The 23,867-nt window shown below is 62.3% G+C and carries 29 protein-coding genes and 1 pseudogene; 15 read left to right on the forward strand and 15 right to left on the reverse strand.

The genetic code is table 11. The annotated features are described in order from the left end of the window. Nucleotides 1-120: pseudogene (locus tag NKH49_RS17505) on the forward strand (IS110 family transposase); the annotation flags it as partial. Between the two features lie 14 nt (nucleotides 121-134). On the opposite strand, the gene NKH49_RS17510 reads toward NKH49_RS17505, so the two are convergent. From NKH49_RS17510 to NKH49_RS17530, 5 genes are all read right to left on the reverse strand, one after another. Beyond that, the gene (locus NKH49_RS17510) at nucleotides 135-569 is read right to left on the reverse strand and encodes an RT0821/Lpp0805 family surface protein (protein ID WP_352471010.1); all 435 of its coding nucleotides are present in this window, start codon (nucleotides 567-569) and stop codon (nucleotides 135-137) included. Nucleotides 570-690: 121 nt separating this feature from the next. Then, nucleotides 691-2,118, reverse strand: a complete 1,428-nt coding sequence (locus NKH49_RS17515) for an ATP-binding protein (RefSeq protein ID WP_352471109.1) — start codon at nucleotides 2,116-2,118, stop codon at nucleotides 691-693. A 10-nt stretch (nucleotides 2,119-2,128) separates the two neighbouring features. Beyond that, nucleotides 2,129-2,794 carry a response regulator transcription factor gene (locus tag NKH49_RS17520; protein WP_023718390.1) on the reverse strand — a complete coding sequence of 222 codons (666 nt, stop codon included), beginning with the start codon at nucleotides 2,792-2,794 and terminating at the stop codon, nucleotides 2,129-2,131. A gap of 64 nt (nucleotides 2,795-2,858) precedes the next feature. After that, nucleotides 2,859-3,158, reverse strand: coding sequence for a hypothetical protein (locus tag NKH49_RS17525; RefSeq protein WP_352471009.1), 300 nt, complete (start codon nucleotides 3,156-3,158; stop codon nucleotides 2,859-2,861). 380 nt (nucleotides 3,159-3,538) lie between these two features. Continuing rightward, the gene (locus tag NKH49_RS17530) at nucleotides 3,539-3,949 is read right to left on the reverse strand and encodes a DUF3168 domain-containing protein (protein WP_352471008.1); all 411 of its coding nucleotides are present in this window, start codon (nucleotides 3,947-3,949) and stop codon (nucleotides 3,539-3,541) included. 276 nt (nucleotides 3,950-4,225) lie between these two features. Between NKH49_RS17530 and NKH49_RS17535 the strand changes: the two genes are divergently transcribed. Next, on the forward strand, nucleotides 4,226-4,441 hold the full coding sequence (locus tag NKH49_RS17535) for a hypothetical protein (RefSeq protein ID WP_352471007.1): 216 nt from the start codon (nucleotides 4,226-4,228) through the stop codon (nucleotides 4,439-4,441). A 43-nt stretch (nucleotides 4,442-4,484) separates the two neighbouring features. Further along, nucleotides 4,485-4,676: a hypothetical protein gene (locus NKH49_RS17540; RefSeq protein WP_352501784.1), complete on the forward strand. Its 192-nt coding sequence runs from the start codon at nucleotides 4,485-4,487 to the stop codon at nucleotides 4,674-4,676. A gap of 30 nt (nucleotides 4,677-4,706) precedes the next feature. Here the strand turns inward: NKH49_RS17540 and NKH49_RS17545 are convergent, their stop codons facing one another. Continuing rightward, a complete protein-coding gene (locus tag NKH49_RS17545; protein WP_254819951.1) occupies nucleotides 4,707-4,973 on the reverse strand; it encodes a DUF1488 family protein in 267 nt (88 codons plus the stop codon). Then, entirely contained in the window at nucleotides 4,970-5,242 is a 273-nt protein-coding gene (locus tag NKH49_RS17550) for a hypothetical protein (protein WP_352471005.1), read from the reverse strand. Before NKH49_RS17550 ends, NKH49_RS17545 begins: the two co-directional genes overlap by 4 nt. A 242-nt stretch (nucleotides 5,243-5,484) precedes the next feature. Here NKH49_RS17550 and NKH49_RS17555 point away from each other — a divergent pair, with 242 nt between their 5' ends. The 6 genes from NKH49_RS17555 (at nucleotide 5,485) to NKH49_RS17580 (ending at nucleotide 11,324) form a co-directional block, all read left to right on the forward strand. Beyond that, the gene (locus tag NKH49_RS17555) at nucleotides 5,485-5,823 is read left to right on the forward strand and encodes a co-chaperone GroES (RefSeq protein ID WP_352471004.1); all 339 of its coding nucleotides are present in this window, start codon (nucleotides 5,485-5,487) and stop codon (nucleotides 5,821-5,823) included. 101 nt (nucleotides 5,824-5,924) lie between these two features. After that, on the forward strand, nucleotides 5,925-7,544 hold the full coding sequence (gene groL, locus NKH49_RS17560; protein ID WP_352614953.1) for a chaperonin GroEL: 1,620 nt from the start codon (nucleotides 5,925-5,927) through the stop codon (nucleotides 7,542-7,544). Between the two features lie 82 nt (nucleotides 7,545-7,626). After that, nucleotides 7,627-7,788: a hypothetical protein gene (locus NKH49_RS17565; protein ID WP_352501782.1), complete on the forward strand. Its 162-nt coding sequence runs from the start codon at nucleotides 7,627-7,629 to the stop codon at nucleotides 7,786-7,788. A gap of 154 nt (nucleotides 7,789-7,942) precedes the next feature. Then, nucleotides 7,943-10,102, forward strand: coding sequence for a transglycosylase domain-containing protein (locus NKH49_RS17570; protein ID WP_352926990.1), 2,160 nt, complete (start codon nucleotides 7,943-7,945; stop codon nucleotides 10,100-10,102). A gap of 96 nt (nucleotides 10,103-10,198) precedes the next feature. Next, on the forward strand, nucleotides 10,199-10,783 hold the full coding sequence (locus NKH49_RS17575) for a DUF1214 domain-containing protein (protein WP_352471001.1): 585 nt from the start codon (nucleotides 10,199-10,201) through the stop codon (nucleotides 10,781-10,783). Beyond that, nucleotides 10,776-11,324, forward strand: coding sequence for a DUF1254 domain-containing protein (locus tag NKH49_RS17580; protein ID WP_352471000.1), 549 nt, complete (start codon nucleotides 10,776-10,778; stop codon nucleotides 11,322-11,324). The genes NKH49_RS17575 and NKH49_RS17580 overlap by 8 nt, the downstream gene beginning before the upstream one ends. A 14-nt stretch (nucleotides 11,325-11,338) precedes the next feature. Here NKH49_RS17580 and NKH49_RS17585 read toward each other — a convergent pair whose 3' ends face one another. Continuing rightward, complete coding sequence (locus tag NKH49_RS17585) at nucleotides 11,339-11,524, reverse strand: hypothetical protein (RefSeq protein ID WP_292658434.1); 186 nt, start codon at nucleotides 11,522-11,524, stop codon at nucleotides 11,339-11,341. Nucleotides 11,525-11,711: 187 nt separating this feature from the next. On the opposite strand from NKH49_RS17585, the gene NKH49_RS17590 reads away from it, so the two are divergent. After that, complete coding sequence (locus NKH49_RS17590; protein ID WP_352470999.1) at nucleotides 11,712-12,722, forward strand: DUF2336 domain-containing protein; 1,011 nt, start codon at nucleotides 11,712-11,714, stop codon at nucleotides 12,720-12,722. An 11-nt stretch (nucleotides 12,723-12,733) separates the two neighbouring features. Here the strand turns inward: NKH49_RS17590 and NKH49_RS17595 are convergent, their stop codons facing one another. The 3 genes from NKH49_RS17595 to NKH49_RS17605 form a co-directional block, all read right to left on the reverse strand. Further along, the gene (locus NKH49_RS17595; RefSeq protein ID WP_352501779.1) at nucleotides 12,734-13,081 is read right to left on the reverse strand and encodes a DUF1491 family protein; all 348 of its coding nucleotides are present in this window, start codon (nucleotides 13,079-13,081) and stop codon (nucleotides 12,734-12,736) included. Between the two features lie 94 nt (nucleotides 13,082-13,175). Continuing rightward, nucleotides 13,176-13,949: a peptidoglycan-binding domain-containing protein gene (locus tag NKH49_RS17600; protein ID WP_352501778.1), complete on the reverse strand. Its 774-nt coding sequence runs from the start codon at nucleotides 13,947-13,949 to the stop codon at nucleotides 13,176-13,178. After that, the gene (locus NKH49_RS17605; protein ID WP_352927115.1) at nucleotides 13,924-15,669 is read right to left on the reverse strand and encodes an ATP-binding protein; all 1,746 of its coding nucleotides are present in this window, start codon (nucleotides 15,667-15,669) and stop codon (nucleotides 13,924-13,926) included. The genes NKH49_RS17600 and NKH49_RS17605 overlap by 26 nt, the downstream gene beginning before the upstream one ends. A 519-nt stretch (nucleotides 15,670-16,188) precedes the next feature. Between NKH49_RS17605 and NKH49_RS17610 the strand changes: the two genes are divergently transcribed. Further along, entirely contained in the window at nucleotides 16,189-16,557 is a 369-nt protein-coding gene (locus tag NKH49_RS17610; RefSeq protein ID WP_352470996.1) for a DUF5330 domain-containing protein, read from the forward strand. A gap of 113 nt (nucleotides 16,558-16,670) precedes the next feature. Beyond that, complete coding sequence (locus NKH49_RS17615; RefSeq protein WP_023677843.1) at nucleotides 16,671-17,099, forward strand: SufE family protein; 429 nt, start codon at nucleotides 16,671-16,673, stop codon at nucleotides 17,097-17,099. A 104-nt stretch (nucleotides 17,100-17,203) separates the two neighbouring features. Here the strand turns inward: NKH49_RS17615 and NKH49_RS17620 are convergent, their stop codons facing one another. Continuing rightward, the gene (locus NKH49_RS17620; protein WP_023677844.1) at nucleotides 17,204-17,629 is read right to left on the reverse strand and encodes a Ros/MucR family transcriptional regulator; all 426 of its coding nucleotides are present in this window, start codon (nucleotides 17,627-17,629) and stop codon (nucleotides 17,204-17,206) included. 670 nt (nucleotides 17,630-18,299) lie between these two features. On the opposite strand from NKH49_RS17620, the gene NKH49_RS17625 reads away from it, so the two are divergent. The 3 genes from NKH49_RS17625 to NKH49_RS17635 all read left to right on the forward strand — a co-directional run bounded on the left by NKH49_RS17625 (nucleotide 18,300) and on the right by NKH49_RS17635 (nucleotide 21,646). Further along, nucleotides 18,300-20,411, forward strand: a complete 2,112-nt coding sequence (locus NKH49_RS17625) for a S9 family peptidase (protein WP_352926995.1) — start codon at nucleotides 18,300-18,302, stop codon at nucleotides 20,409-20,411. Between the two features lie 80 nt (nucleotides 20,412-20,491). Further along, nucleotides 20,492-21,118: a LysE family translocator gene (locus tag NKH49_RS17630; RefSeq protein ID WP_352614937.1), complete on the forward strand. Its 627-nt coding sequence runs from the start codon at nucleotides 20,492-20,494 to the stop codon at nucleotides 21,116-21,118. Between the two features lie 144 nt (nucleotides 21,119-21,262). Beyond that, nucleotides 21,263-21,646, forward strand: coding sequence for an SET domain-containing protein (locus tag NKH49_RS17635; RefSeq protein ID WP_352470993.1), 384 nt, complete (start codon nucleotides 21,263-21,265; stop codon nucleotides 21,644-21,646). 11 nt (nucleotides 21,647-21,657) lie between these two features. Here NKH49_RS17635 and NKH49_RS17640 read toward each other — a convergent pair whose 3' ends face one another. From NKH49_RS17640 to NKH49_RS17650, 3 genes are all read right to left on the reverse strand, one after another. Further along, nucleotides 21,658-22,608 (reverse strand): cytochrome c, encoded by a 951-nt coding sequence (locus NKH49_RS17640; protein ID WP_352540741.1) that lies wholly within the window; start codon nucleotides 22,606-22,608, stop codon nucleotides 21,658-21,660. Between the two features lie 9 nt (nucleotides 22,609-22,617). Next, the gene (locus tag NKH49_RS17645) at nucleotides 22,618-23,061 is read right to left on the reverse strand and encodes a c-type cytochrome (protein WP_352850256.1); all 444 of its coding nucleotides are present in this window, start codon (nucleotides 23,059-23,061) and stop codon (nucleotides 22,618-22,620) included. Between the two features lie 176 nt (nucleotides 23,062-23,237). After that, nucleotides 23,238-23,834 carry a superoxide dismutase gene (locus NKH49_RS17650; RefSeq protein ID WP_023677850.1) on the reverse strand — a complete coding sequence of 199 codons (597 nt, stop codon included), beginning with the start codon at nucleotides 23,832-23,834 and terminating at the stop codon, nucleotides 23,238-23,240. Between the last annotated feature and the right edge of the window lie 33 nt (nucleotides 23,835-23,867).

Below are 23,867 nucleotides of genomic sequence, written 5' to 3' on the forward strand. Positions count from 1 at the left end.
CAGCTCACGGCCGACGGCAAAGCCTCAAAACTCGCCATCACAGCCATCATGCGAAAGCTCATCATCCTCGCAAACGCACTACTCAGGGACAATCGGACCTGGAGACCATCTCTCCCTTGACCAACACGGATACTCTACGTCAGCGGCGTCCAGCTGCCGTCGGCATTGCGGCAGGCGGTTCCGCGCGCGGTGGCGCCGGCGGTGCCGGTAAACACCGTATGGGTGTATTGCCGGCAGTCCTGCGAGCCGACGCGATAGGGCTGGGCGGCGACCACTTCGCCGCGATGGGCCGAACTGTCGCTCTTCCAAGCCACTTTCTGGCCGCTCGCCGTGTATTCAAGCGCCTTGTATTCCGCCTCGAGCGCGCTGCGCTTCTCGGTCTCGCTCAGGCCGGCGCCGATAGAGCCGCCGACGAGGCCGCCGCCCATGGCGGAGATGATCGTCGTCGCCACCTTGGCGCCGCTGGGGGGCGTCAAGGCCGGCGTCACCGTAACGGCCGGGCCCTTGCCGAGCGTCGTGCAGCCGGAGACGGCGAGCAGGGCGGAAACGAGCGCGACGCGAATCTTCATGCCAATACCGGCTTTCTTGAGCTGGACCGCCGCGCTGTCAGCAGCTGGCGCGGCCATAATGTCGATGTTTGTCGGAAATTTGGCCGCAGCCAGCCACCTGGAAAAGCAATCTGGAAAAGCATTACTGAAGGCTCCGCAATCGAACCATCGCCTTCAATCCACCCATGATGGATCGTTCCAGCGCCAGAGAGCCTCCATACTCGTTGACAAGGTCGGCGACAATGGCAAGTCCGAGCCCGCTGCCCGGTTTTGTCTCGTCGAGCCGCCGGCCGCGCTGCAACACCTCGCGCGCCTTGTCGTCGGGAATGCCGGGGCCGTCATCCTCGATGCTGATCTCGAACAGGTTGGCTGCGCCTTCCGTGCCAGCGCCACCTTTGCTGGAGATTGGCTTGACCGAAACGGCGACCGCGCTCCTTGCCCATTTCATCGCATTGTCGAGCAGATTGCCGAGCAGCTCCTCCAGGTCCTCGCGTTCGCCGGCAAAGACGATGTCGGTGGCCGGCAGCGACAGCGACAGCGCCGTCTGCGGGTTGAGCTTTTGCAGCACCCGAACCATGCGCTGGACCAGCGGCGCCACCGGCGTACGGTAGACGACGCTGTCGCGCTGCGCGGCGACGCGAGCACGTTGCAGATAATGGTCCACTTGCTTTTGCATGGAAGCGGCCTGCTCGGCGATCAGCTGGCCCTTGGCGCCACCCAGCGCCCGTCCCTCGTTGAGCAGCACGGCAAGCGGCGTCTTCAGCGAGTGCGCGAGGTTGCCGACCTGCGTGCGCGACCGCTCGACGATACGCCTGTTGTTCTCGATCAGCGCATTGGTCTCGTTGGCGAGCGGCTCGATCTCGGCCGGGAAACGGCCATCTAGGCGCTGCGCGGTTCCTTCGCGCACCATGGCAAGCGCATTCCTGACCCGGCGCAGCGGCTGCAGGCCGAGCAGGATGGCAATCGCATTGATGGCGATCATGCCGACGCCGAACAGCGACAGATAGGTCAAAAGGCGCCGCTGGAAGGTGGCGATTTCCTGCTCGAGCTCGGTCTGGTTGCCCATGACGCGGAAGCGCGCGGCGCGGTTTTTCGCATCGAGCACGAACTCGCTCTCGAACACCTCCAACTGCTCGCCTTCGATGCCGTCCGCTGAATAGCTGCGCTGGAAGCTGGCATTGAAGGGCACCTCGGCAACGCTTGGCGACGGGATCGCCTTGGTCATCGACGACGAATGGAGATCGCCGTGCACGCCTTCCGAGGCAGGCTCGACCGACCAGTACCAGCCGGAATTCGGTTCCGAGAACCTCAAATCACCAAGGTCGGGGGCGCCGGTCAATTGGCCGCTTTCAGAAACGCCGACCGAGCCGATCAGGTTGAACAGATGCGCCGAAAGCAGGCTGTCGAAACCGCGCTCGCTGGCCTGGCGATAGAGCGTGGTGATCAAGGTGAAGATGACGACCAGAGTGAGGATCGCCCAGACCGTGGAAAAGGCGATGACGCGAAACGCCACCGAACGCGGCCATGACCGCAGCGACGGCGTGTTCGAGACGGCGGGTTTTGTAGGCAGCGGTTCCGCGTTACGCCTCCGGCTTACGCATGCGGTAGCCCATGCCGCGAACAGTTTCGATCATGTCGATGCCCATCTTCTTGCGAAGCCGTCCGACAAAGACCTCGATCGTGTTGGAATCGCGGTCGAAATCCTGGTCGTAGAGATGCTCGACCAGCTCGGTCCGGGACACCACCTCGCCCATGTGGTGCATCAAATAGGCAAGCAAGCGAAATTCGTGCGAGGTCAGCTTCAGCGGCACGCCGTCGACGTCGGCCTTGGAGGCCTTGGTGTCGAGGCGGAGCGGCCCGCAGGTCAGTTCGGACGAAGCGTGCCCGGCAGCACGCCGGATCAAGGCCCGCACCCTGGCCAGGATTTCCTCGATGTGGAAGGGTTTGGTGACGTAGTCGTCGGCGCCGGCGTCGATGCCGGCAACCTTGTCGCTCCAGCGGTCGCGTGCCGTCAGGATCAGCACCGGCATCTTGCGGCCGCCGCGCCGCCATCGCTCGACCACGCTGATGCCGTCCATCTGCGGCAGGCCGATGTCGAGCACCACGGCATCGTAGGGCTCGGTGTCGCCGAGAAAGTGCCCTTCCTCGCCGTCGAAAGCGCGGTCGACGACATAGCCGGCATCGACCAGCGCGTCGCCGATCTGCCGGTTGAGATCCTTGTCATCTTCGACGACGAGTACGCGCATGCGGAAGGCCTGTTGAAGCTGTTCAGATATAGGCCGATTCCGGCAGTCTGGGAAACGGCACGGTTCAGTTCAGCGGAACGACGATCTCCGAGCGACGCGGACGCTGCCCTTCCTTGCCCGGAACCAGCACGACGATGACGCAGACGGGCTGGCCGCCGCGTGTCGACTGCGAGGCCTTGGCCAAGGTGCCGCCATTCTGCTCGGCCACCTGCTGGCCGATCGCATAGCAGTCGGAGGCGGCGAGGACGACCGGTTGGGGCTGCTCGGGCACGACAACGGGGATCGCCATCGCCTGCGACGCAAGCAGACCGGCGGCTGACAGCGCCAGTGCCGCGGTCCGGAAGTGGGAGCGAAGGGTTTTCATGGTCAGCGTTCTAACGCGCCGGTGCTGAACGTGATATGAACGGTGAACGCTCGAATGCATGCCCGCCACACCCCTGAAGCGCGAGATTACCGGATTGCCATTTCGCCGCCCATCCCGCGAAATTGCCAAGTTTAACCTAGCCCTCCGATCCTTCGCCGACAACCGGGCATCGTTTGGCAGTGAAAGGCAATCGCTTCAGGTTTGCCCCGACTTCGATAATCGATCCGGCAACCGAAGGCAGATTCAGGCGAACCGACCGGAAATAAAAACCCGCCTCTGCGGCGGGTCGCTGGCGCCATCAGCACCATAGGCGAATTAGTAGCATAGCTGCCGGCACAAAGCAAGAACAAAATTGCCGGATTGTAAAAAATGCCCGGTGGTCAGCCCTCGTCCTTGATCACGGCGCGGAAGCGCAGCAGCCCGTGATGGGCCGAAAGGTCCTCGTCGTAGCGGGCTTCGGCGAATTCGAGCTTGAGGTAGGCGCGGCGATGTTCGCCGAGCGAGAGAGCCGTATCGCGCAGGCGGGTGCTAACAAGGTCCATGATGTCATTGGTTTCCTTGCTGGCCTCTGATTTCGACCAGACATGCAACGTCAGCAACTGTTCTGCGTCGTTCTCCATTCCCGTTGCCCAATCGTAGACGCTGGTGCGGCCGAAGGTCATGTGGGGGAACGCAACATTTTCCGGCGCACGGTCGAACAATCGTGCGTCGCCCAGTGCCGCCGATAAATCGGGATCGTCATTCACTGCCTCGAATATGGCCTTCTGCAATTCGACGGCCGGCGCGGTCATCGTCTTTCCCTTCGTCCGTCGCGTCGACCTCCCGGCTGCGTAGCTGCGTTGCATGAAGGCATCCCGCCAAAGCGCGAATCAGCGCGTCTCATGCGGATTATGAACCTTCATGATCTCGGCAATAAGCCCTGCTCCTGGAATGCGCGACGCCCCGGCCGTCCGCGCCACGGACCCTTGAGGGTGATGCCAACCTGCGCGAAGTCATTTGGCATGCAGGAGTTCGAAAAAAGGATGCTATGACGATGTCTGGTTTCCAGACATTCGAGGTCGTTTTTCGTGCGCGAGCCGTCGCTGCTGCCTGTCTTCGGAAAGCTTGGGGCCAAGGCGCCGCCGGTCGCGATTGCGGCGTCGACCATGTCGATGACCGTCAAGAGTCTGGTCAACCACACTCGGGAGGTGCTCTCGGCGTACGGTAGCCTGGCCCTGAAGCTGTCCGTCGTTTTGTGGACGGTGCTTGTCGTGGCGGCAGTATTCTTCATCGCCCAGGCCTGATCGAGCGACATTCATTGATTGGGCGGAAACGAAAGGACCCAAGATGGCAAAGCGCTACGCGCTCCGTATGGAACATCCTCACAGCTGGACCGTCTTCGACGTCTTCACCGGCCAGCCGGTCGAGCTCAAGCAGCAACTCACGGCCAGTTTGAACACGCGCGATGCGGACGCGATGGTCGACCGGCTGAACGGTCGCGACGTCAAGCGGCGAGCGAAGGCGGACCGGAAGCCCTGACAAAGCGTCTTGTGGACGGATCGCGACGGACTAGCGAAAATCGGCCGCAGTCAGCACATATATGCTCCTGCGGGTGCGGGCATAGGCATTCCTGGCGACATCGTGGATCGAGTTGGAAGCCGTGTCGAAGGCTGCCAGGTAGGTAGCTTCTGAGGCCGCCGTTCCCGGCTGCATCTTGGAGATGGCATCGGTTGCGACAGAGAAGGAAATCTGGAACATCCCGTCATGGCCGACGAAGCGGATGCGTTTGCTTGCCTCGTCGTAGCTGCGGCTGGGATTGGGAAATGTCAGGCTCATGATTTCGCCTCCGTCGATGCAGATACGGCCTTCTTGACTGCCCGTGACGCCCGCTTCTTCTTTGGTGCGACCGGATTCAGAGCTTCCGCCGCGCGGTCCGCCTCTTCCTTGGCCAGTCGCAATTCCCTCAGCCTTGCCGTTTTGATGCTCCTCGCCTTGGCTTCCGAGAGATATTCGGCAGTTGCTTTGTTCCGCTCCGCCGTCTTCTTTTGATTTTCCATGAAGCGGGCCTGAGCTTTTTCCATGATGTTCTGATTGCCTTCGGCCATCGGTAAAATCTCCCTTGCAGCGAAAGTCGTGAATGTGAATTCACCATAAAATAGGTGTTCAAAGATAGAAATTCAATTTCATTAATATTCGGCAAGGCCCGAACACCAGGGGATAACCAGGCAAGATAATACGTTCAATATTTCATGTGCCCTATGAATATTTTTTGGCGCTCCTATCAATCGAGTGCCAGGGCGCCTATAGAGAGGGGCGGCCGCCTAAGCTGGCCCCAGAAAGAGTCCCCATGAAATTCCGGCCACTCCACGATCGCGTCGTCATTCGGCGCGCCGAAAGCGACACCAAATCCAAGGGCGGCATCATCATCCCCGACAATGCCAAAGAAAAACCGCAGGAAGGCGAAGTGATCGCTGTCGGGCCGGGCGCGCGGGACGAAAGCGGCGCGCTGATCCCGCTCGACGTCAAGGCCGGCGACCTCATTCTGTTCGGCAAATGGTCCGGCACCGAGGTCAAGATAGACGGCGAGGACCTTCTGATCATGAAGGAGGCCGATATCATGGGCATCATCGAAAAAAGCGAGACGGGCATCATCGACAAGACCGTGGCTGCCAAGAAGGCCGCCTGATTGGAAGGCCGCGCGCCCTCCCGCGCGCGCGCAAAGGACGCTCCGAGCTTTGATTCAGGCGCTGCAAGCGCCTTGCCACGACAACCGAACTGGAAAAGATCATGTCTGCCAAGGAAATCAAATTCTCCACCGACGCGCGTGACCGCATGCTGCGCGGCGTCGAAATCCTCAACAACGCCGTCAAGGTGACGCTCGGCCCCAAAGGCCGCAACGTCATTATTGACAAGGCCTACGGCGCGCCGCGCGTCACCAAGGACGGGGTGGCCGTGGCAAAGGAAATCGAGCTTTCCGACAAGTTCGAAAACATGGGCGCGCAGATGGTGCGCGAAGTGGCCTCGAAGACCAACGACCTTGCCGGCGACGGCACCACCACCGCCACGGTGCTTGCCGCTTCCATCCTGCGCGAGGGCGCCAAATTCGTTGCCGCCGGCATGAACCCGATGGACCTCAAGCGCGGCATCGACCTTGCCGTCAGCGCCGTCGTCCAGGAAATCCAGGCGCGCGCCAAGAAGGTCAAGTCCTCAGGCGAGATCGCGCAGGTCGGCACCATTGCCGCCAATGGCGACACCAGCGTAGGCGCCATGATCGCCAAGGCGATGGACAAGGTCGGCAATGACGGCGTCATCACCGTCGAGGAGGCCAAGACCGCCGAAACGGAGCTCGACGTCGTCGAAGGCATGCAGTTCGACCGCGGCTATCTCTCGCCCTATTTCGTCACCAATGCCGAGAAGATGCGTGCCGAGCTGGAAGACCCTTACGTCCTCATCCACGAAAAGAAGCTCGGCAATCTGCAGGCACTGCTGCCCATCCTCGAAGCCGTGGTGCAAAGCGGCAGGCCGCTGCTGATCATCTCCGAGGACGTCGAGGGCGAAGCGCTGGCAACGCTGGTCGTCAACAAGCTGCGCGGCGGACTCAAGGTAGCGGCCGTCAAGGCGCCTGGCTTCGGTGACCGCCGCAAGGCGATGCTGGAAGACATCGCCGTGCTCACCGCCGGACAGATGATTTCCGAGGATCTCGGCATCAAGCTGGAGAACATCACCATAGACATGCTCGGCCGCGCCAAGCGCGTGCTGATCGAGAAGGACACCACCACGATCATCGACGGCGCCGGCGAGAAGACCACCATCCAGGCGCGCGTCCAGCAGATCAAGGGGCAGATCGAGGAAACCACGTCCGACTATGACAAGGAGAAGCTGCAGGAACGTCTCGCCAAGCTGGCGGGCGGCGTTGCCGTCATCCGCGTCGGCGGCGCGACCGAATCCGAGGTCAAGGAAAAGAAGGACCGCATCGACGATGCGCTGAACGCCACGCGCGCGGCCGTCGAAGAAGGCATCGTTCCCGGCGGCGGCGTCGCGTTGCTGCGCGCCAAGGCTGTGCTGAAGGGGCTGACCGGAGCCAATGCCGATGTGACGGCAGGCATCTCGATCGTGCTCAGGGCCCTTGAAGCGCCAATCCGGCAGATCGCCGAGAATTCCGGCGTCGAAGGTTCGATCGTCGTCGGCAAGCTCGCCGAGGGCAAGGATCACAATCAGGGCTTCGATGCCCAGAACGAGGTCTATGTCGACATGATCAAGGCCGGCATCGTCGACCCGGCGAAGGTGGTACGGACGGCGCTGCAGGACGCGGGCTCCATTGCGGCGCTTCTGATCACGGCGGAAGCCATGATCACCGACGTTCCGGCGAAGGAAGCCGCTGCTTCGCCCGGCGGCATCGGCTATTGACCAGCCACTGCCGGAAACAAGCCTGAAAGACAGCCGCCGCGGTATCTTCCCCGGCGCGCACCATCGGCAAGGAGATCGATCAATGATCGCATTCGTCCCGAAGCCAAAGGCAGCGGCGAAAATCGAAGTGGCCGAGGAAAGCCGCTTCGATCGCATTCGCAGGCTTGCCGACAAGCACAGGAAAGCCAACGCCGGCATGATAGGCCGCGACCCGAAAAAGATCGCGGACAAGCGTCCCATGTGACGACTGCCAATGCTCGGCACCTCGCGCAAGCGCGGAACCTTCATCGCCCTTGTAGGCAGCGCCAAAATGGACGAATAGTCATAGCGGCGCGCCGCCGTGAAATTGCCGGCATGCGGTTTCTCAGTTGGCGGCATCGCCGCAGCCGGATCCTGGAATGGCCAGTCCTTTGGAACCACGCAAGAGAAGAGGTCCGATCGCCGCAAGGCTGCTGGCGGTGGATGCGTGGATTGATTCCTCGGTCTACGAAATCGGCTTCAGGGCGCGCCAGTTCTGGGAAGCGGCGACCATCTTCTCGCGGCGTTTCCGTGTCGACGGCTGGCGCCGCGGCCTGATCGAACTGTTGAGTGAAGGCTTTACGCTCGGTGCCGGCGGCATCGTCGTCCTTTTGGCGCTGGCCTTGCCGGCCTTCCAGATAACCGCCGGCGACTGGCGCACGCAAGGCGACTTCGCCGTCACCTTCCTCGACCGCTACGGCAACGAGATCGGCCAGCGCGGCATCATCCAGCGCGATTCGGTGCCGGTCGACGAGATGCCCGACCATGTCATCAAGGCGGTGCTGGCGACCGAAGACCGCCGTTTCTTCGACCATTACGGCATCGATGTGCTCGGCCTGTCGCGCGCCATATTCGAGAATGTGCGGGCAAATTCCGTCGTCCAGGGCGGCTCGAGCATCACCCAGCAGCTGGCCAAGAACCTGTTCCTGACCAATGAGCGGACATTCGAGCGCAAGATCAAGGAAGCCTTCCTGTCGCTGTGGCTCGAAGCCAATCTGTCGAAGAAGGAAATCCTGCAGCTTTACCTCGACCGCGCCTATATGGGCGGCGGCACCTTCGGCATCGAGGCGGCAGCCGATTTCTATTTCGGCAAGAGCGTCAAGGACCTGAACCTTGCCGAGGCGGCGATGCTGGCCGGCCTGTTCAAGGCGCCGACCAAATATGCGCCGCACATAAACCTGCCCGCCGCCCGGGCGCGGGCCAATGTGGTGCTGTCCAACCTGGTCGATTCCGGCTTCATGACCGAAGGCCAGGTGCTGCAGGCAAGATTACACCCGGCCGAAATCGTCGACCGCGGCGAGCAGAAGAGCCCCGACTACTACCTCGACTGGGCCTTCGACGAGGTCAAGAAGATCGCCGCCAAAGGCGGCCCGCACTCGCTTGTCGCCCACACCACCTTCGACGCCAACATCCAGAAGGCGGCCGAAGAATCGATGGAGTTCCACCTCCGCCAGTTCGGCAAGGAATACAACGTCACCGAGGGCGCCATCGTCGTCATCGAGACCAATGGCGCGGTCAGGGCGATCGTCGGCGGCCGCGACTACGGCGCCAGCCAGTTCAACCGCGCCACCAAAGCGCTTCGCCAGACCGGCTCCTCGTTCAAGCCCTATGTCTATGCGACGGCGATGGAGCATGGCTTCACGCCGGATTCGGTGGTTTCCGGCGGACCCATCTCCTGGGGCAGCTGGTCGCCCCACAATTACAATGGCGGGTCGGCCGGCAACGTCACGCTGATCACGGCGATGGCCAAATCGATCAACACGGTGCCGGTGCGGCTGGCCAAGGATTATCTCGGCATCAAGCCGATCAAGGCCATGGCCGAGGCGATGGGCGTCGAGTCGCCGCTGGAATCGCACAAGACCATGGTGCTCGGCACGTCGGGCATGACCGTGATGGACCAGGCGACGGGTTACAGCGTATTTGCCCAGAACGGCCTTGCCGGAACCCGGCACGGCGTCAGCCAACTCTTCACCCGTACCGGCGAGGTGGTCTACGACTTCGCCAAGGATGCGCCGCCGCCGCATCGGGTGCTGTCGGAGCAGGCGCTCAAATACATGAACACCATGCTGGCGGCGGTGCCGGTGATCGGCACTGCCCGGCGCGCGGCCCTTCCAAACATCGTCGTCGCCGGCAAGACCGGCACGACCCAGTCCTACCGCGATGCCTGGTTTGTCGGCTTTACCGGCAACTACACGGCCGCCGTCTGGCTCGGCAATGACGACTTCACCGCGACCAACAAGATGACCGGCGGCACGCTGCCGGCCATGGTGTGGCAGCGGCTGATGGTCTATGCGCACCAGAATATCGACCTCAGACCGATTCCCGGCCTCGATCACCCCTTCGTCGATGCCGAAATTGCCGCCAAGGCCGAGGAAGCGGAAAAGAAGAACGCCGAACAGGCAGCTGCCGATGCCGCCGCCGAGCGTCCGCCGGTGCTGTCCAGCCGGACCACCCAGACCCTGAAGGAACTGACCAGGCTGTTCCAGGCGGCACCCGTGCTCGACGCGCCCGCTGCACCGGAAGCCCTCTCGGCGCTGTGACGCCCAATTGCGCGGGGCCGCTTGCCACAAGGCCCTGCGCCGCGATATCCCCGAGCGGCAATCTTTCAGTCCCGGCCTTCGGTTCCCTGCCTCCTCATGCTCAAGAACGCCTTCCTGACACTGCTTTCGCTTGCCATCGCCGTCGTCGGCGGTGGCGGCAGCGTCTGGTATGCACTGAAGCTGCAGGATGGCGTCGGCGCCATCAGGATCGGCCAATGGACCGCCTTCCCCGATATCGGCACGCCGACGGCAGATCCCTATTCGAAGGCCCGCGTGGCTCGCGAAGGCGTGCTGGCGCTCGGACAGGCGGAAGGACTGTCCTTCATAGCCGAGCGCGATTCCGGCGGCGAACAGCTCCAGCGGCAATGTGCCTACAAGATCGCGGGCGGCTTTCCCACCGCCCGGTTCTGGACGCTTTATGCCGCCGACCAGTCGCTTGGCGTGGTCGAGACCGGCAAGCCGAGGCCGGCTGCGCTGCAGTCCTATCAAGTGCTGCGCCAGGCCGACAATTCGGTGGTCATTTCCGTCGGCAGCCGCCCAGCGCCCGGCAACTGGCTGCTGACCAGCGGCGCCGGCAAGATGTACTTGGTGCTTACGTTCTACGACACGCCGATCGCCAGCAGCACCGGTCTCTCGGACGTCACGCTGCCACAAATCCAGAAGGTCGGCTGCAATGCGTAGCCTGCTGCATGCCGTGCTGCTCGGCCTGCTCGGCGCCGGCATCGTGCACATCATCGTGCTGCTGCTCGTCCCCGAGTTCTCCGAACGCGACGCCTGGTCGCGATTGGCCATGGCTTCGGATCTCTACAAGATGACCAGGCTCGACGCGGAAGCCGGCGGCGCGCCGGTGGTGAAATCGGTCGATCCGCTATTTTATGCGGCGGCATGCCGTTTCGATCTTGCCGAGGGGATGGTGCGGGTCAAGGCGCCGGGCAAGGTGCCGTTCTGGTCGATATCGGTCTATGACCGTGGCGGCCACAACATCTACTCGTTCAACGACCACAGCGCGACCGCAGGCATGCTCGACACCGTTGTGCTGACGCCGGCCCAGATGATCGAGGTCCGCAAGGATCTTCCCGAGGAACTGCAAGGGGCCATCTTCGTCGAGGCGCCGATAGAGGAAGGCGTATTCGTCATCCGTTCGTTCGTGCCCGACGACAGCTGGAAGCCGATCGTCTCGCGGTTTCTCGAACAGAGTTCCTGCGAACTGCAGGATTTTTAAGCCGGTTCCGATGCTCAGTGATGCGGTACCGGCAATGTTCCCGAAGGTCCCGGCTTGTCGGGGCCGGCCGGCCGCGTTTCGCCGGTCAGCGGCCGCTGTTCGTAGCGCACCCCGGGAAAGATGATCACTGCCGCCGGCGCGGTTTGTTGTGCTCGATTGGTTGCCGCCGTTCGCGGCACGAAAGACAGTACCATGCCCATGGTTCGCGTATTCCTCTCGGTTGCCCCGGAGCACAACGCAACGCCTCCATAGTCGATTAAGAAGGCAGTAGGTTAACGGAGCGCTAACGGATCGCCGCTAAATTGATCTTTGTTCTTGGGAAACGCGAAACCGGTACAGCCCGGCAGAGCGCTGTCCAGATCGTGTCGAGTGTCGGGCGTATCCTTCGTGTCAGCTTCGGATTTCAGGCAAATCGCAGCAGGAGCTGAATCGGGAAAGGCCGAAAGGCTGTTTCGCGCCGCGGTATCGGCGTTCTGCTCGCTCACCCGGCCTTCGCGCCGGGAAATCGCGCAGCTCGAAGACCTGACGCTGCCGCTGTTCGAGAATGTCTCGGTCGAATCGCGCCGCTACGTCGCGGCAGCCCTTTCCGAATGCGAATATGCACCCGCCGCGCTGGTGCGGCGGCTTTGCCAGGAGCGGGTCGACATCGCCGCTCCGCTGCTCATCCGCTCGCGCGCCCTCAGCGACGTCGACCTGATCGCGCTGATCGGACGTCACGGCCTGCCGCATGCCCGTGCCATTGCCCGCCGCAAGGATCTCAATCAGACGATCGCGGATCTCATCAAAGTGCTCGAAAGGCCGACGCTGGTGCGGTCGCAGCAGCAGCCGGAAACAACCGCCAAAGCCGCGTCCGAAAACGCCGAAGTGGTTGCGGGCGAGGTCAACAGGCAAGAGGCTTCCGATGCCGCTGAAACTGTACGCCGCCGGTTGCGATCCATGATGCGCGCCGAGAGCGGCGCCTCCATCAGTCCGTTCGTCGAGCCACAAACCTATGTCAAGCTGCGCGAGACCGCGCTGACCGGCAATGCGGCATTCTTCCAGACAGCGCTCGCCGATGCGCTCGAAGTCGATTTTTCAACGGCGCGGACGCTCACCGCAAGCCACAATTACACATCGCTGCTGGCCGCCTTGCGCGCGCTCGACCTCAGCGAAGACAAGGCGTTCCTGATCACGGCCGCCATCTATCCGACCGAGTTTCCGCACCCGCAGGCGATCCGCATCTTCCTCGACCGCTACCGCCTGCTGCACCGCGACGCGGCGTTGGACAGGCTCCGCGGCTGGAAGGCCGAGACCGTGTCGAAAATCGTTCGCAAGCCTGGGCGCGTCGCCGCAAATGCCGACCTGCGCAAGCCGAACAGCGCCGATATGACCGCCACCCCAAAGGCGCGTCGCGTCTGAAGGGCTTGCCGTTAAGACGCCTTGACCGAGATAAGCTCCTCGACGCGAATGGCGCCCGCCTCGATCTCGACCACCCAGATATCCGGATCGAATCTCTTCTCGCGCTCCAGCCGCGCGTCGAAGATGGCGGCATCGTCGCCTTCGCCAAGCAGGCTGAAAAAACGGTCGTCCGGCCTGGCTGAATCGTAACTCGTCTGCGGCGCCGGCCCGAACAGCGCCATCTCCCCTTGCCTGCCCCGCGCCAGCACGAAAACCGCGCCGGCTTCCGTCGCGCCGCGCTTGACCACGGCGGCAAAGCCGCCGGCGCTGAAAACCCGGCGCAACAGCGCCGACACCCACAGATCGGTGGTTACCCGCATGGAGAAGTCCTGGACATGCGGCGGTCCTTACAGCATTGGCCGGAAGACCGTAACCGGTCTTTGCGAGGCGATCGGCGAGCGGCCGTTTCGACCCTTAGTTGGTCAGGCCGATCTCGCGCATCTTGACGTAGACGATCTCGTCGGGCTCGCCGGTCTCCGGCAAGCCGAACAGCGCCTGGAATTCCTTGATCGCGGCCTTGGTGCGCGCGCCGACGACGCCATCCAATCGCATGTCGTCATTGCCGAACGCCTTCAGTCCGGCCTGGATCTTGACGATGCGGGGATCAGGTGTTTGCGCCACCGCATTTGCCGGTGCGGACGCTGGAATGGCGGTTGGAACAGCGGCCGTTTCGACCGGCCGCGGCACCGGATGCGGCACCACGGCTGCGGTCGTCGGCGTGGCACCCAGTTGATCCAGCAAAACGCTGTCGATCTCGCCGGAGGCATTTAATCCGACCTTCTGCTGATAGGCCTGGATGGCCTTGCGCGTATTCGGTCCGGGAATCCCGTCGACGGTGCCGGAATAGAAATCGAGATCCTTCAATATGCCCTGGACCTGCTCGACGACCGGGTCGCTCTTCATCGGCGCAGCGGCCGGACGCACGATATTGATGGTGGTTTCGGGCTCGTCGCTGTCCGCCCGGGGAAAGCGCTCGATACTCCTCGTGGCGAAAAACGCGCCGGCATGCGGAAAAGGCTGGTACCAAAGCGCGTTCGCCGAGACGTAGAACAGCGTCACCAGGAACGCGGTGGAGCCGCCGACCACAACAGGATTGCGCGAGATCAGGCTGCCCAGCGCCATCGCTCCGTGCCCGAAGGCATTGCCGCGGCGTTTGACCGCCCTAGGCTGTTTTGCGGAGCGACCCATTGCTCTCCCCTTTGCCACCGTCCGCCTTGGCTTTGACTGCGGACATCGGCACCACGCCGGCCTTCTCCGCCGAGCGGCCCGTCGGGCCGTTCACGGGAAGGCTGATCGTCACCGTGGTGCCCTCGCCAGGCATGCTTTCGATCGACATGGTGCCCTCGTGCAGCGCCACCAGCCCCTTCACCAGCGAAAGCCCGAGGCCTGTGCCTTCGAAACGGCGGGTATAGTCGTTCTGGATCTGCATGAACGGCTTGCCGAGATTGGCGAAATCTTCCTCGGCGATGCCGATGCCGGTGTCCCGGACCCAGAAATGCAGCCGCGAGCCGATGCGCTTGGCGCCGATGACGACATTGCCGCCTTCGGGCGTGAACTTGATCGCGTTGGAGACGAGATTGATCAGGATCTGCTGCACGGCGCGACGGTCGGCATTTATTTCGCCTGCGTCCGGCGCGATCTGGGCCTGCAGATCGATAGCCTTTGCCTCGGCTTGCAGGCGCATCATCGATTGGCACATCTCGACCGCTTCGCGGAAGCGGAACGGTTCCGGTTCGGTCGCGTAAGCGCCCGATTCGATCCGCGATACGTCGAGTATCGAGGTGACGACGGCAAGCAGGTGCTGGCCCGAATCCCTGACCAAGCCGACATATTCCTTCTGGCGAGGATCCTTGAAGCTGCCGAACATCTCGTGCAGCAACATGTCGGAAAAACCGATGATGGCATTGAGCGGGGTGCGCAACTCATGGCTGACGACGGCAAGGAAGCGTCCTTTCGCCACCTCGGCGGAGGCAGCCGCCTCATTGGCAGCGGCAAGCTCCTGGCGCAGTCCGGCCAGTTCGTCGTTCTCGCGCAGAAGAAGCGTGAAGACAGTCTCCTGCCCCGGCGCGCGCATCATCTCGAGCGAGAACGGCCGGTAATTGTCGGCCGTCACGCCGCTGCTCTGCGGCAGCCGGACGCGAAGGTCGAGCCGGTGCGACAGGGCGCCATCGCGCATATCGGCCAGCGCACTGAGATACGGGACGCGGTCGGACAGATGGATGCGATCGAAAAGTCCGGTGCCGAAAAGCAGCTCCGGCGGCAGCCTCAGCATAGTGCGTGCCTTAGCCGAGACGTCCAGAACCTCACCATGCGCAGCGATTCGCAGCACGACGGCGTCGATCAGGGCTTCGAGCCGGTGGCTGCCGGCCGGATCGAGCTGTGCGTTGGCGGCGCCGCGAAGCGGAGCGATACGCGGAATGAGCGTGAGTGCCCAGGCCAGTGGTACCAGCCAGTGCCATGCGGCGATTTCGGTCTGGTGGGCGAGCAAGACTGAACCGGCTAAAGGCTGCAGCAAGACTGCGACAAAGGCCGATATGGCGCCCCAGACCACGGCACGGCGCGATTGGCCGATCCACCACGCTTCAAACGGCAGCGCCACTGCGAGCAAGGCAACCGGCGAGGCCACACCGCCGGCGGCAGCGATAAGGGCACCGAGGGCAACGCTGCCGACGACCAAGGCGAGTTGGCCGGCCAGGGTCATCTTGCCCGAGGCAGCCACCAGCAGGGCGGCGAACCAGCAAAGGCCGAACGCCGCAAAGATCGCAGCCACAGTCACGGCCGCGCCCATTCCCGACGTGACCAGCGTCACCGCTGCACCCGCGCTGAAGAAAGGCGCCGCCAGCATGACGCCAATGAACCGGCTGTGGCGGCGACGATCGCTCTGGCCGAGTACGGACGGATGAACCATCCGTTCGCAACCGGCGGCTATCGCGCCCGGCAACTCGGCGTATCTGGCCTTGATCGCACTCAACTCAACGCACCCGGTCGTGAAAGGCCCTGCTTTGCAGGCGGCTTTTGTCGATCCGAAACTCGCATCCAGCGTTTAAGGAATGGATAAGGCTGGGCTGATCGTCCCCCGGCTGGCTGCAAATATCGGGATACCGGCGGGGAAAAACCGGGGCAATTGTCGCCATAGTAAACGGAGCGTTATCCACACCGCCCGCGCCTGCACCTGCGACCAATGGCATCAACCTGTCGCCGATTAAGAAAATGATCATGAAAAACAATAGGTTGGATAGTTATTATTTGCTGAATAAAATCTGAACCGTTCGAGGCAAATGAACTTCAAAACGCTTCGTTTCGAATCTGCCTAAAATTTGAGGAAAACTGTTGCTTTCGGGACAAGCCGTCCTTTGCGCGTCTGTGTCAGTATCGCGGTACAAGGGTCGTGCGGTTCGGAGGCATGACCGTCATAAAGGACAGACAGATGGGCTTTCTGATAAGAGCTGCTTTCTGGTTTTCGCTGGTGCTTCTGGCGCTGCCGCTGGGTGTCGGCGCCGATGATGCGGGCCGCGAAAGCGTCGGGCCGCTCCAGGCGCTGTTTGCGGCGCGCGAAGCCGTCGGCGATATCGCTGGCATCTGCGAGCGCAAGCCGGACGTGTGCGAGACCGGCAAATCGGCAATGCATACCATCACCGCCCGGGCAAAGGAGACCGCCAAGATCGCGGCTGCCATGCTGGACGACAAGGCCGCTGAACCCGATACAGTGACGACTACCGGCAGCGTGCCCGGGGAAATCGTCTTGCCGGCGAAAGTCGATCTGCCGGCGAAACTGCACTTGCCGGCGAAGAACTGAGACTGTTTCGGCCGAATTCATCGCCGGACCGCAAGGCTCCCCATGCCCGGCGCCTGCGGCGTTTCTCCTCTTTTTCCGTGACGCGGCAGCGCCGGATCACTATATCCGGGAGCATGACGACGACGATCCAGACCATCCGCGACGACTTTTCCCTGCTCGACGAGTGGGAAGACCGCTATCGCTATGTGATTGAACTGGGTGAAGCGCTGCCGCCGTTTCCCGATGAGCAACGCATACAAGCCAACAAGGTGCCGGGCTGCGTCAGCCAGGTCTGGCTGACTACCGAGCAAGGCGGGGGTGTCGACCCCGTTATCACCTTCAAGGGCGATTCCGACGCGCATATCGTGCGCGGCCTGGTCGCCATCATGCTGGCGCTGTTTTCGGGACGGCCGGCCAGTGAAATCCAGAGGACCGACGCCGAGGCAACGCTAAAGGCGCTCGGACTTGACGAGCACCTGTCGCCGCAGCGCGCCAATGGTCTCCGCTCGATGGTCAAGCGCATCAAGCGTGACGCCGAGGCAGCGTTGAAGCAGACCGCCTGACCGCACGGCAGTTGCTGGCGGGCATGGCGGGTTCGACCTTGACCCCATAATACAAAACGGCGCCCGCAGGCGCCGTTTGAGTATCAAACCGGAAGAGCCGCTTGTCAGCGTCCCTTGCGCTTGCGGCCGAGACCCATCTTCTTGGCGAGCTGCGAACGGGCGGCCGCGTAATTGGGCGCAACCATCGGATAGCTCGGGTCCAGGTTCCACTTTTCGCGATACTGGTCGGGCGTGAGATCATAGTGGGTCATCAAGTGACGCTTGAGCGACTTGAACTTCTTGCCGTCTTCGAGACAGATGATGTAGTCGTCATGCACCGACCGCTTCGGATTTACCGCCGGCTTCTGCTTGTCGGCAGGCGGCTGCTCGGCGGCCCCGCCGACACGCCCGAGAGCGGCATGGACATCGGCGATGAGGTTCGGCAGTTCGCCGACCGGCACGGGATTGTTGCTGACATAGGCGGCCACCACATCGGCGGTGAGCTCGATCAGCGCGTCACTGTTTCTGGAAGGTGTTTCGGTAATATCCATCGCGTTCAGGTCCCAACGAGAATTGTTTACACCCTATTTTTGGCAGGCAGGGCATCGCGCGAACTTGTGCAGGAAAAAGCCTCCGCGATTCGCGTCGCGGCATCTTAATGAGCCTGAGCGCCAAGTAAGTCAATTCGCTTCTTGCGGTCTATTCAGCGATACAAGTCAAATATTCCTCATTCAGCTTCACTCTTTCGTGCAAAGTGTAACTTTGCCGTTTTTTCTGGTCAGACCAGCATCGACTGACGCCGCGGCAAGCAGCCATTACACAAACGGCAGCAGGTAAATAGAGCTCGATGCTTGACCCTGCCGGCGGCATTACAGCCTGGATGATCGGCGGTTCAGTAAAATCATAGGTTGCGCTGTGTTACTGTTGCTCGTGAGCCGTCGCCGGAGCGGTGCGCTGTATCATTGAAATGGGGTAGTGTATTTCCGTAGACCCAGCCATATCGGCCACTTGCCAAGCCGCGAAGGCAGTTGCATGAGATTGACCGGCACTGGCAGGGTCATCGCAGCGACCGCGAGAACCGCGGCAGTCCGAGAAGAAATATTCGTTATCCGCTCCTCCAGCCCGTCCTCTCGAGCCACCACGACAATAGATCATAGCCCTTGAACCCGCGCTGCTCGGCGTGTTCATTCGCCATTCAAGTAGCTTCCACAGCGAGACGCAATGACCAGAACCCCAGTGTTTCCGACCGCCACGCCGCCGCAGCCGGAGAGGCGGCCGATCTTCGACACGCATCACGGCATAACACGGACGGACGATTATGCCTGGCTGAGGGCCGCCAATTGGCAAGAGATGTTCAGGGATCCGTCCCTGCTCGACGGCCAAATCCGCGCCCACCTCGAAGCCGAGAATGCTTACCAGGCGGCGCTGATGGCCGATACGGTCCAACTGCAGAAGCAGCTTTTCGCGGAAATGAAGGGACGCATCAAGGAAGACGATTCTTCCGTGCCGATGAAGGACGGACCTTACGCCTACGGCTCCTCCTTCAAGCTTGGCGGCCAGCAGCCGCGTTATTTCCGCACGGCGCGTGACGGCGGCGACAAGCAGATATTGCTCGACGGCGATGCCGAGGCCGAGGGCAAGCCCTATTTCCGCCTGGGCGGCGTCGATCATTCGCACGACCACAGCAAGCTGCTCTGGGCCTTCGACGACAAGGGTTCCGAATTCTACACGCTGCGCATCCGCGATCTGGCCGGCGGCAACGATCTGGCGGACAGGGTCCCGGACACCGGCGGCGGCGGTGTGTGGGATGCCGGCAATGACGGTTTTTTCTACACCCGCCTCGACCCCAACCACCGTCCTTCCAAAGTGCTGTTCCATGCGCTTGGCGACGGTCCTGAAAACGACCGGCTGATCTACGAGGAGACCGATCCCGGCTTTTTCATGGATGTCGGCGGCACGCGCTCCAACGAGTGGATCATGATCGGCATCAACGATCATGAGACCTCGGAATACCGCATCATGAGCGCCAACGATCCGTTCGCAGAGCCGAAGCTGGTTGCGGCGCGCCAGACGGGCCTGCAGTACGAACTCGAGGAAGGCGGCGACATCTTCTTCATCCTCACCAATGCCGACGGCGCCAAGGACTTCAAGATCATGACGGCGCCGGCCCACGATCCGGTGCGCGCCAACTGGCAGGAACTGGTGCCGCACGAAGCGGGCCGGTTGATCCTTTCGGTGATCGGCTTCAAGGACCACATGGTCCGGCTCGAGCGCAAGGAAGGCCTGCCGCGCATCGTCGTACGCGACCGCAAGAGCGGCGAGGAGCACCTGATCTCCTTCGACGAGGAGGCCTTCTCGCTCGGCCTGTCCGGCTCCTACGAATACGACACCGAGATCATGCGCTTTTCCTATTCGTCGATGACGACCCCGGCGCAGGTCTTCGATTACAACATGCGCACCCGCGAGCGGGTGCTGCTCAAGACCCAGGAAGTGCCTTCCGGCCACGACCCGGAGCACTATGTCACGCGCCGGCTGATGGCGCCTGCCGCCGACGGCGAACTGGTGCCGATCTCGCTCCTCCATCACCGCGACACGCCGCTCGACGGGTCGGCGCCTTGCCTGCTTTACGGCTACGGCTCCTACGGCATCACCGTGCCGGCCGCGTTCAATACCAATCTGTTTTCGCTGGTCGACCGCGGCTTTGTCTACGCGATAGCCCATGTTCGCGGCGGCAAGGACAAGGGCTATGGCTGGTACGACGACGGCAAGCGGGCGAACAAGATGAACACGTTCACCGATTTTGTCGCTGCCGCCCACCACCTCGTCGCCGAACGCTATACGCAGCATGACCGCATCGTTGCGCAAGGCGGTTCGGCCGGCGGCATGCTGATGGGCGCCGTCGCCAACATGGCGCCGCAATGCTTCGGCGCCGTCGTCGCCGAGGTTCCCTTCGTCGACGTGCTCTCCACCATGCTCGACGCCAGCTTGCCGCTGACGCCGCCGGAATGGCCGGAATGGGGCAATCCGATCGCTTCGGCGGAGGATTACCGGACCATCGCCGCCTATTCACCCTACGACAATGTCGCCGCACTCGACTATCCGCCGATCCTGGCGCTGGCCGGCCTGACCGACCCGCGCGTCACTTATTGGGAGCCGGCCAAATGGGTGGCGCGGTTGCGCGACCGCAAGACAGGTGGGAATCCGGTGCTATTCAAGATCAACATGGATTCAGGCCATGCCGGTGCCTCCGGCCGGTTCTCCAGGCTGGGGGAAATCGCCTTCACCTACGCCTTCGCGCTCAAGGTGACAGGCAAGGCCGAGCTTGCGGCGTGAACATCGGCGGATGAGCGATCATTGCCTTCCGTTCCGCTACATGCCTTCATTGAGGATGAAAGTTGCGGAGAAGCCCACCAATGATCGATCTCGCCACGTTGATAGCTTATGTCGCGGTTGTGCTTGGCTTTGTCTTCATCCCGGGTCCCGCCACTCTTCTGACGGTGGCGCGGGCAACCAGTTCCGGAACCAGGGTGGGCATTGCGACCGGCGCCGGGATCGCGGCCGGCGACGTGGTTCACACCTTCATGGCTATCGTCGGCATTTCGGCGATCATTGCCACGTCGGCGGCGCTTTTCAGCATCGTGAAGTACATCGGCGCAGCCTACCTCATTTATCTCGGCATTCGCGCGATCATCGAGAAAACGCCGGCCTATCCGGCCGCCGGCGCACTTGCGATCCCCGCTTCCAAAGCATTTCGGCAGGCTGTTTTGACCGAGGTTCTCAATCCCAAGACCGCGCTTTTCTTCCTCGCATTTCTTCCGCAGTTCGTGCGGCCTGAAAACGGATCGGTGATGCTTCAACTGGCGATATTGGGCGTCATCTTTGTTCTGTTGGGCCTCGTCAGCACGGTGGTTTTCGCCGTGGGTGCGGGCGGCCTCGGTGCATTCCTGCGCCGAAACCCGACGGTGCTGAGATGGCAAGGCAAGGCTGTCGGCGGTATCTATTGCGCCTTGGGCATCCGGCTGGCGCTGCAACAGCGCTAGGGTCTCGACAAGCGACGCCGTATGAGGCTTCGGATACTAGGCAGGCACAGTTGATTTTCCGCTCGCAATTGCAAAGGCCGCGCGCTACCCAGTGCGCGGCCTTTTCACGGTCGCCGCCAACACTCAATCACCCAGGGATCTGCCATGTTGCTCGTCGATGTCTATCTCGACAAATCGCCCATCCAGGGCATCGGCGTCTTTGCCAAGAACCACATTGCCCGCGGCACGCTGGTCTGGAAGCTCGACCCGAAATACGACCGGCGCATCGAGGTGGAGACCTATGAGCGGGAAACCGGGCCGGTCAAAACCTATCTCGACCGCTACGCCTATCCGGACCGGCGCGACCCGAACTACATCGTCTTCGAGGCCGATGATGCGCGCTACATGAACCATGCCGACGACCCGAATTGCGACGTCTCGCAGCCGGAGGAGACCTATGCCTTGCGCGACATTGCGCCCGGCGAGGAAATGACCTGCGACTACAATCACTTCTTCGAAACCGGCTTCGACTTTCTCGGCGACCGCTGACGCAACAGCTGTCAGCTCGCCGGCTTCTTGCGCGCCGGATAGCCGTTGGGATGCGGCGGCACGGCTTTCAGGTAGGCGGCGATCGCCGAGCGGTCCTCCGGGGTCAGCACGGCCATGTTCCGCTGCACGTCGACCATAGCGCCGCCGACCGTATCGAAATCCGGCGTGAAGCCGGTTTCGAGATAGTTGGCGACGTCGGCCTCGGACCAGTCCGCGATGCCGCCCTCGCCCGACGTGATGTTCGGCACGATGCCGCTGCCTTCGGCGGCGGCCGCACCTGCCAGCCATTGGCTCTTGCTGGTGCCGCCGGCAAGATCCCGCGGCGTGTGGCATTCGCCGCAATGGCCGGGGCCTTCGACCAGATAGCGGCCTGTCAACACCGGATCCGGTGTGCCGTCGGGAAAGGAAACGACCGGCTGGTCACTCAAATAGAGCAGCTTCCACAAGCCAAGACCGCGTCGGACGTTGAAGGGAAATGCCAGCGAATTGGCGGGCGCCTTGCCGGCGACCGCGGGTAACGTCTTCAGGAATGCATAGAGATCGGCAATGTCGGCCGGCTTCATGCGCGCGTAGGAAGCATAGGGAAATGCTGGATAGAGATGCTCGCCCGACGGCGACACGCCCTTCAGCATGGCGTTGGCAAGATCCTCGACCGACCAGGCCCCGATGCCGTCCCTGGTATCCTGCGATATGTTCGGCGGCACGAAGCTGCCGAACGGCGTCTTGAGTTCAAGGCCGCCCGCCAACTGAAGACGGGCGTCGCCTTGCGAGCCAGGCTTGGCATGACAGGATGTGCAGCCGCCGGCGTAGAAGATGCGCTTGCCCCTGGCGGCGTCGCCAGGACCAAGCTCAGCCAGCGTTGCGGCATCGAGCCTGACCGGAGCCGACAGGAACCAGCCGGCAATCGCGGCCGCGCCGCCCAGAACGAGGGCGGCGCCGACAAGTTTCTTCAGCAAGCGCATTGCCCGCTATCAGCCTTTTTTCACCCTGTAGTTTTGATGACAGTTGCCGCAGCCGCCGCCGATGGTGTTGAACTGCGCCTTCAACGCGTCGGCATCCGCAGGTGCTGCGGCGACCGCTGCCTTGACGTCGGCGAGGTACTTGCCTTCAGCCGTCTTGAAGCCGGCCATGTCCTGCCAGATTTTTGGGGACGCCGTGGTGTCGCCGATGTCGCTGCCGGCCGGGAAAAGCGTGTCGACGCCGGCATGGAATTTCTCGGCATTGACCTGCAGTGCCTGCAACGCCGTCAGCACCGAAGCTGCGTCGTAGGGCGTCTCGCCCTTGACCACTTTCGACAAGCCGGCGGCGATCTTGCCACGTTCCTTCATCAGGGCCTGCCGGTCGGCTACCGGGTCGGCAAATGCCGCCGAACCGGCGAAAGCGAGCATCGAGATGGCGAGGATAAGCTTTCTCATTCACTTGGCTCCATGTTGAAGGCAAATTCAGGATGCGGTCCCACCCCGATGACAAACGGCAAGGATGGCCTAAAAATTCCGACGCTTCGCCTCACGCTTGCGTGAAATTTTTGCAGCTGTCGTTCTGATGCTGAAAAAGAAAAGCCCCGGTTCTGCCGGGGCTTTTCTGGAACGGATCAGGCCTTTTCGTAGAGCTCGAGCACATAGTCCCAGTTGATGAGACTGTCGACGAAGGCTTCGAGATATTTCGGCCGGGCGTTGCGATAGTCGATGTAGTAGGAGTGTTCCCAGACATCGACGCCGAGGATCGGCGTCGCGCCATGGACGAGCGGGTTCTCGCCATTCGGCGTCTTCGAGATAGCCAGCTTGCCGTCCTTGACCGAGACCCAGGCCCAGCCCGAACCGAACTGGGTGGTGCCGGCGGCGATGAAGTCGGCCTTGAACTTGTCGTAGCCGCCAAGGTCGCTGTCGACCGCCTTTTGCAATGCGCCGGGCAGCTTGTTGCCGCCGCCGCCCTTCTTCATCCATTTCCAGAAATGGATGTGATTGTAGTGCTGGGCGGCATTGTTGAAGAGGCCCGCATTCTTGCCGAAGGACTGTTTGACGGCCTCTTCGACCGACAAATCGCCCATGCCCGCCTCGGCGGCCAGCTTGTTGCCGTTGTCGACATAGGCCTTGTGGTGCTTGTCGTGATGATATTCCAGCGTTTCCTTGGACATATAAGGCTGCAAAGCCTCGTAATCATAGGGCAAGGCGGGCAATTCAAAAGCCATCGGTCGTACTCCCTCGTGGAAAAATCCGGTGTC

The organism is Mesorhizobium sp. M1088, from assembly GCF_040318575.1.
In the GTDB taxonomy this organism is placed as follows: domain Bacteria; phylum Pseudomonadota; class Alphaproteobacteria; order Rhizobiales; family Rhizobiaceae; genus Mesorhizobium.

Coding starts and splice junctions, on each gene's coding strand:
- NKH49_RS17510 (WP_352471010.1), bottom strand. CDS start 569: ATGAAGATTCGCGTCGCGCTCGTTTCCGCCCTGCTCGCCGTCTCCGGC.
- NKH49_RS17520 (WP_023718390.1), bottom strand. CDS start 2,794: ATGCGCGTACTCGTCGTCGAAGATGACAAGGATCTCAACCGGCAGATC.
- NKH49_RS17525 (WP_352471009.1), bottom strand. CDS start 3,158: ATGAAAACCCTTCGCTCCCACTTCCGGACCGCGGCACTGGCGCTGTCA.
- NKH49_RS17530 (WP_352471008.1), bottom strand. CDS start 3,949: ATGACCGCGCCGGCCGTCGAATTGCAGAAGGCCATATTCGAGGCAGTG.
- NKH49_RS17540 (WP_352501784.1), top strand. CDS start 4,485: ATGGCAAAGCGCTACGCGCTCCGTATGGAACATCCTCACAGCTGGACC.
- NKH49_RS17545 (WP_254819951.1), bottom strand. CDS start 4,973: ATGAGCCTGACATTTCCCAATCCCAGCCGCAGCTACGACGAGGCAAGC.
- NKH49_RS17550 (WP_352471005.1), bottom strand. CDS start 5,242: ATGGCCGAAGGCAATCAGAACATCATGGAAAAAGCTCAGGCCCGCTTC.
- NKH49_RS17555 (WP_352471004.1), top strand. CDS start 5,485: ATGAAATTCCGGCCACTCCACGATCGCGTCGTCATTCGGCGCGCCGAA.
- groL (WP_352614953.1), top strand. CDS start 5,925: ATGTCTGCCAAGGAAATCAAATTCTCCACCGACGCGCGTGACCGCATG.
- NKH49_RS17565 (WP_352501782.1), top strand. CDS start 7,627: ATGATCGCATTCGTCCCGAAGCCAAAGGCAGCGGCGAAAATCGAAGTG.
- NKH49_RS17570 (WP_352926990.1), top strand. CDS start 7,943: ATGGCCAGTCCTTTGGAACCACGCAAGAGAAGAGGTCCGATCGCCGCA.
- NKH49_RS17575 (WP_352471001.1), top strand. CDS start 10,199: ATGCTCAAGAACGCCTTCCTGACACTGCTTTCGCTTGCCATCGCCGTC.
- NKH49_RS17580 (WP_352471000.1), top strand. CDS start 10,776: ATGCGTAGCCTGCTGCATGCCGTGCTGCTCGGCCTGCTCGGCGCCGGC.
- NKH49_RS17585 (WP_292658434.1), bottom strand. CDS start 11,524: ATGGGCATGGTACTGTCTTTCGTGCCGCGAACGGCGGCAACCAATCGA.
- NKH49_RS17595 (WP_352501779.1), bottom strand. CDS start 13,081: ATGCGGGTAACCACCGATCTGTGGGTGTCGGCGCTGTTGCGCCGGGTT.
- NKH49_RS17600 (WP_352501778.1), bottom strand. CDS start 13,949: ATGGGTCGCTCCGCAAAACAGCCTAGGGCGGTCAAACGCCGCGGCAAT.
- NKH49_RS17605 (WP_352927115.1), bottom strand. CDS start 15,669: ATGGTTCATCCGTCCGTACTCGGCCAGAGCGATCGTCGCCGCCACAGC.
- NKH49_RS17610 (WP_352470996.1), top strand. CDS start 16,189: ATGGGCTTTCTGATAAGAGCTGCTTTCTGGTTTTCGCTGGTGCTTCTG.
- NKH49_RS17615 (WP_023677843.1), top strand. CDS start 16,671: ATGACGACGACGATCCAGACCATCCGCGACGACTTTTCCCTGCTCGAC.
- NKH49_RS17620 (WP_023677844.1), bottom strand. CDS start 17,629: ATGGATATTACCGAAACACCTTCCAGAAACAGTGACGCGCTGATCGAG.
- NKH49_RS17625 (WP_352926995.1), top strand. CDS start 18,300: ATGACCAGAACCCCAGTGTTTCCGACCGCCACGCCGCCGCAGCCGGAG.
- NKH49_RS17630 (WP_352614937.1), top strand. CDS start 20,492: ATGATCGATCTCGCCACGTTGATAGCTTATGTCGCGGTTGTGCTTGGC.
- NKH49_RS17635 (WP_352470993.1), top strand. CDS start 21,263: ATGTTGCTCGTCGATGTCTATCTCGACAAATCGCCCATCCAGGGCATC.
- NKH49_RS17640 (WP_352540741.1), bottom strand. CDS start 22,608: ATGCGCTTGCTGAAGAAACTTGTCGGCGCCGCCCTCGTTCTGGGCGGC.
- NKH49_RS17645 (WP_352850256.1), bottom strand. CDS start 23,061: ATGAGAAAGCTTATCCTCGCCATCTCGATGCTCGCTTTCGCCGGTTCG.
- NKH49_RS17650 (WP_023677850.1), bottom strand. CDS start 23,834: ATGGCTTTTGAATTGCCCGCCTTGCCCTATGATTACGAGGCTTTGCAG.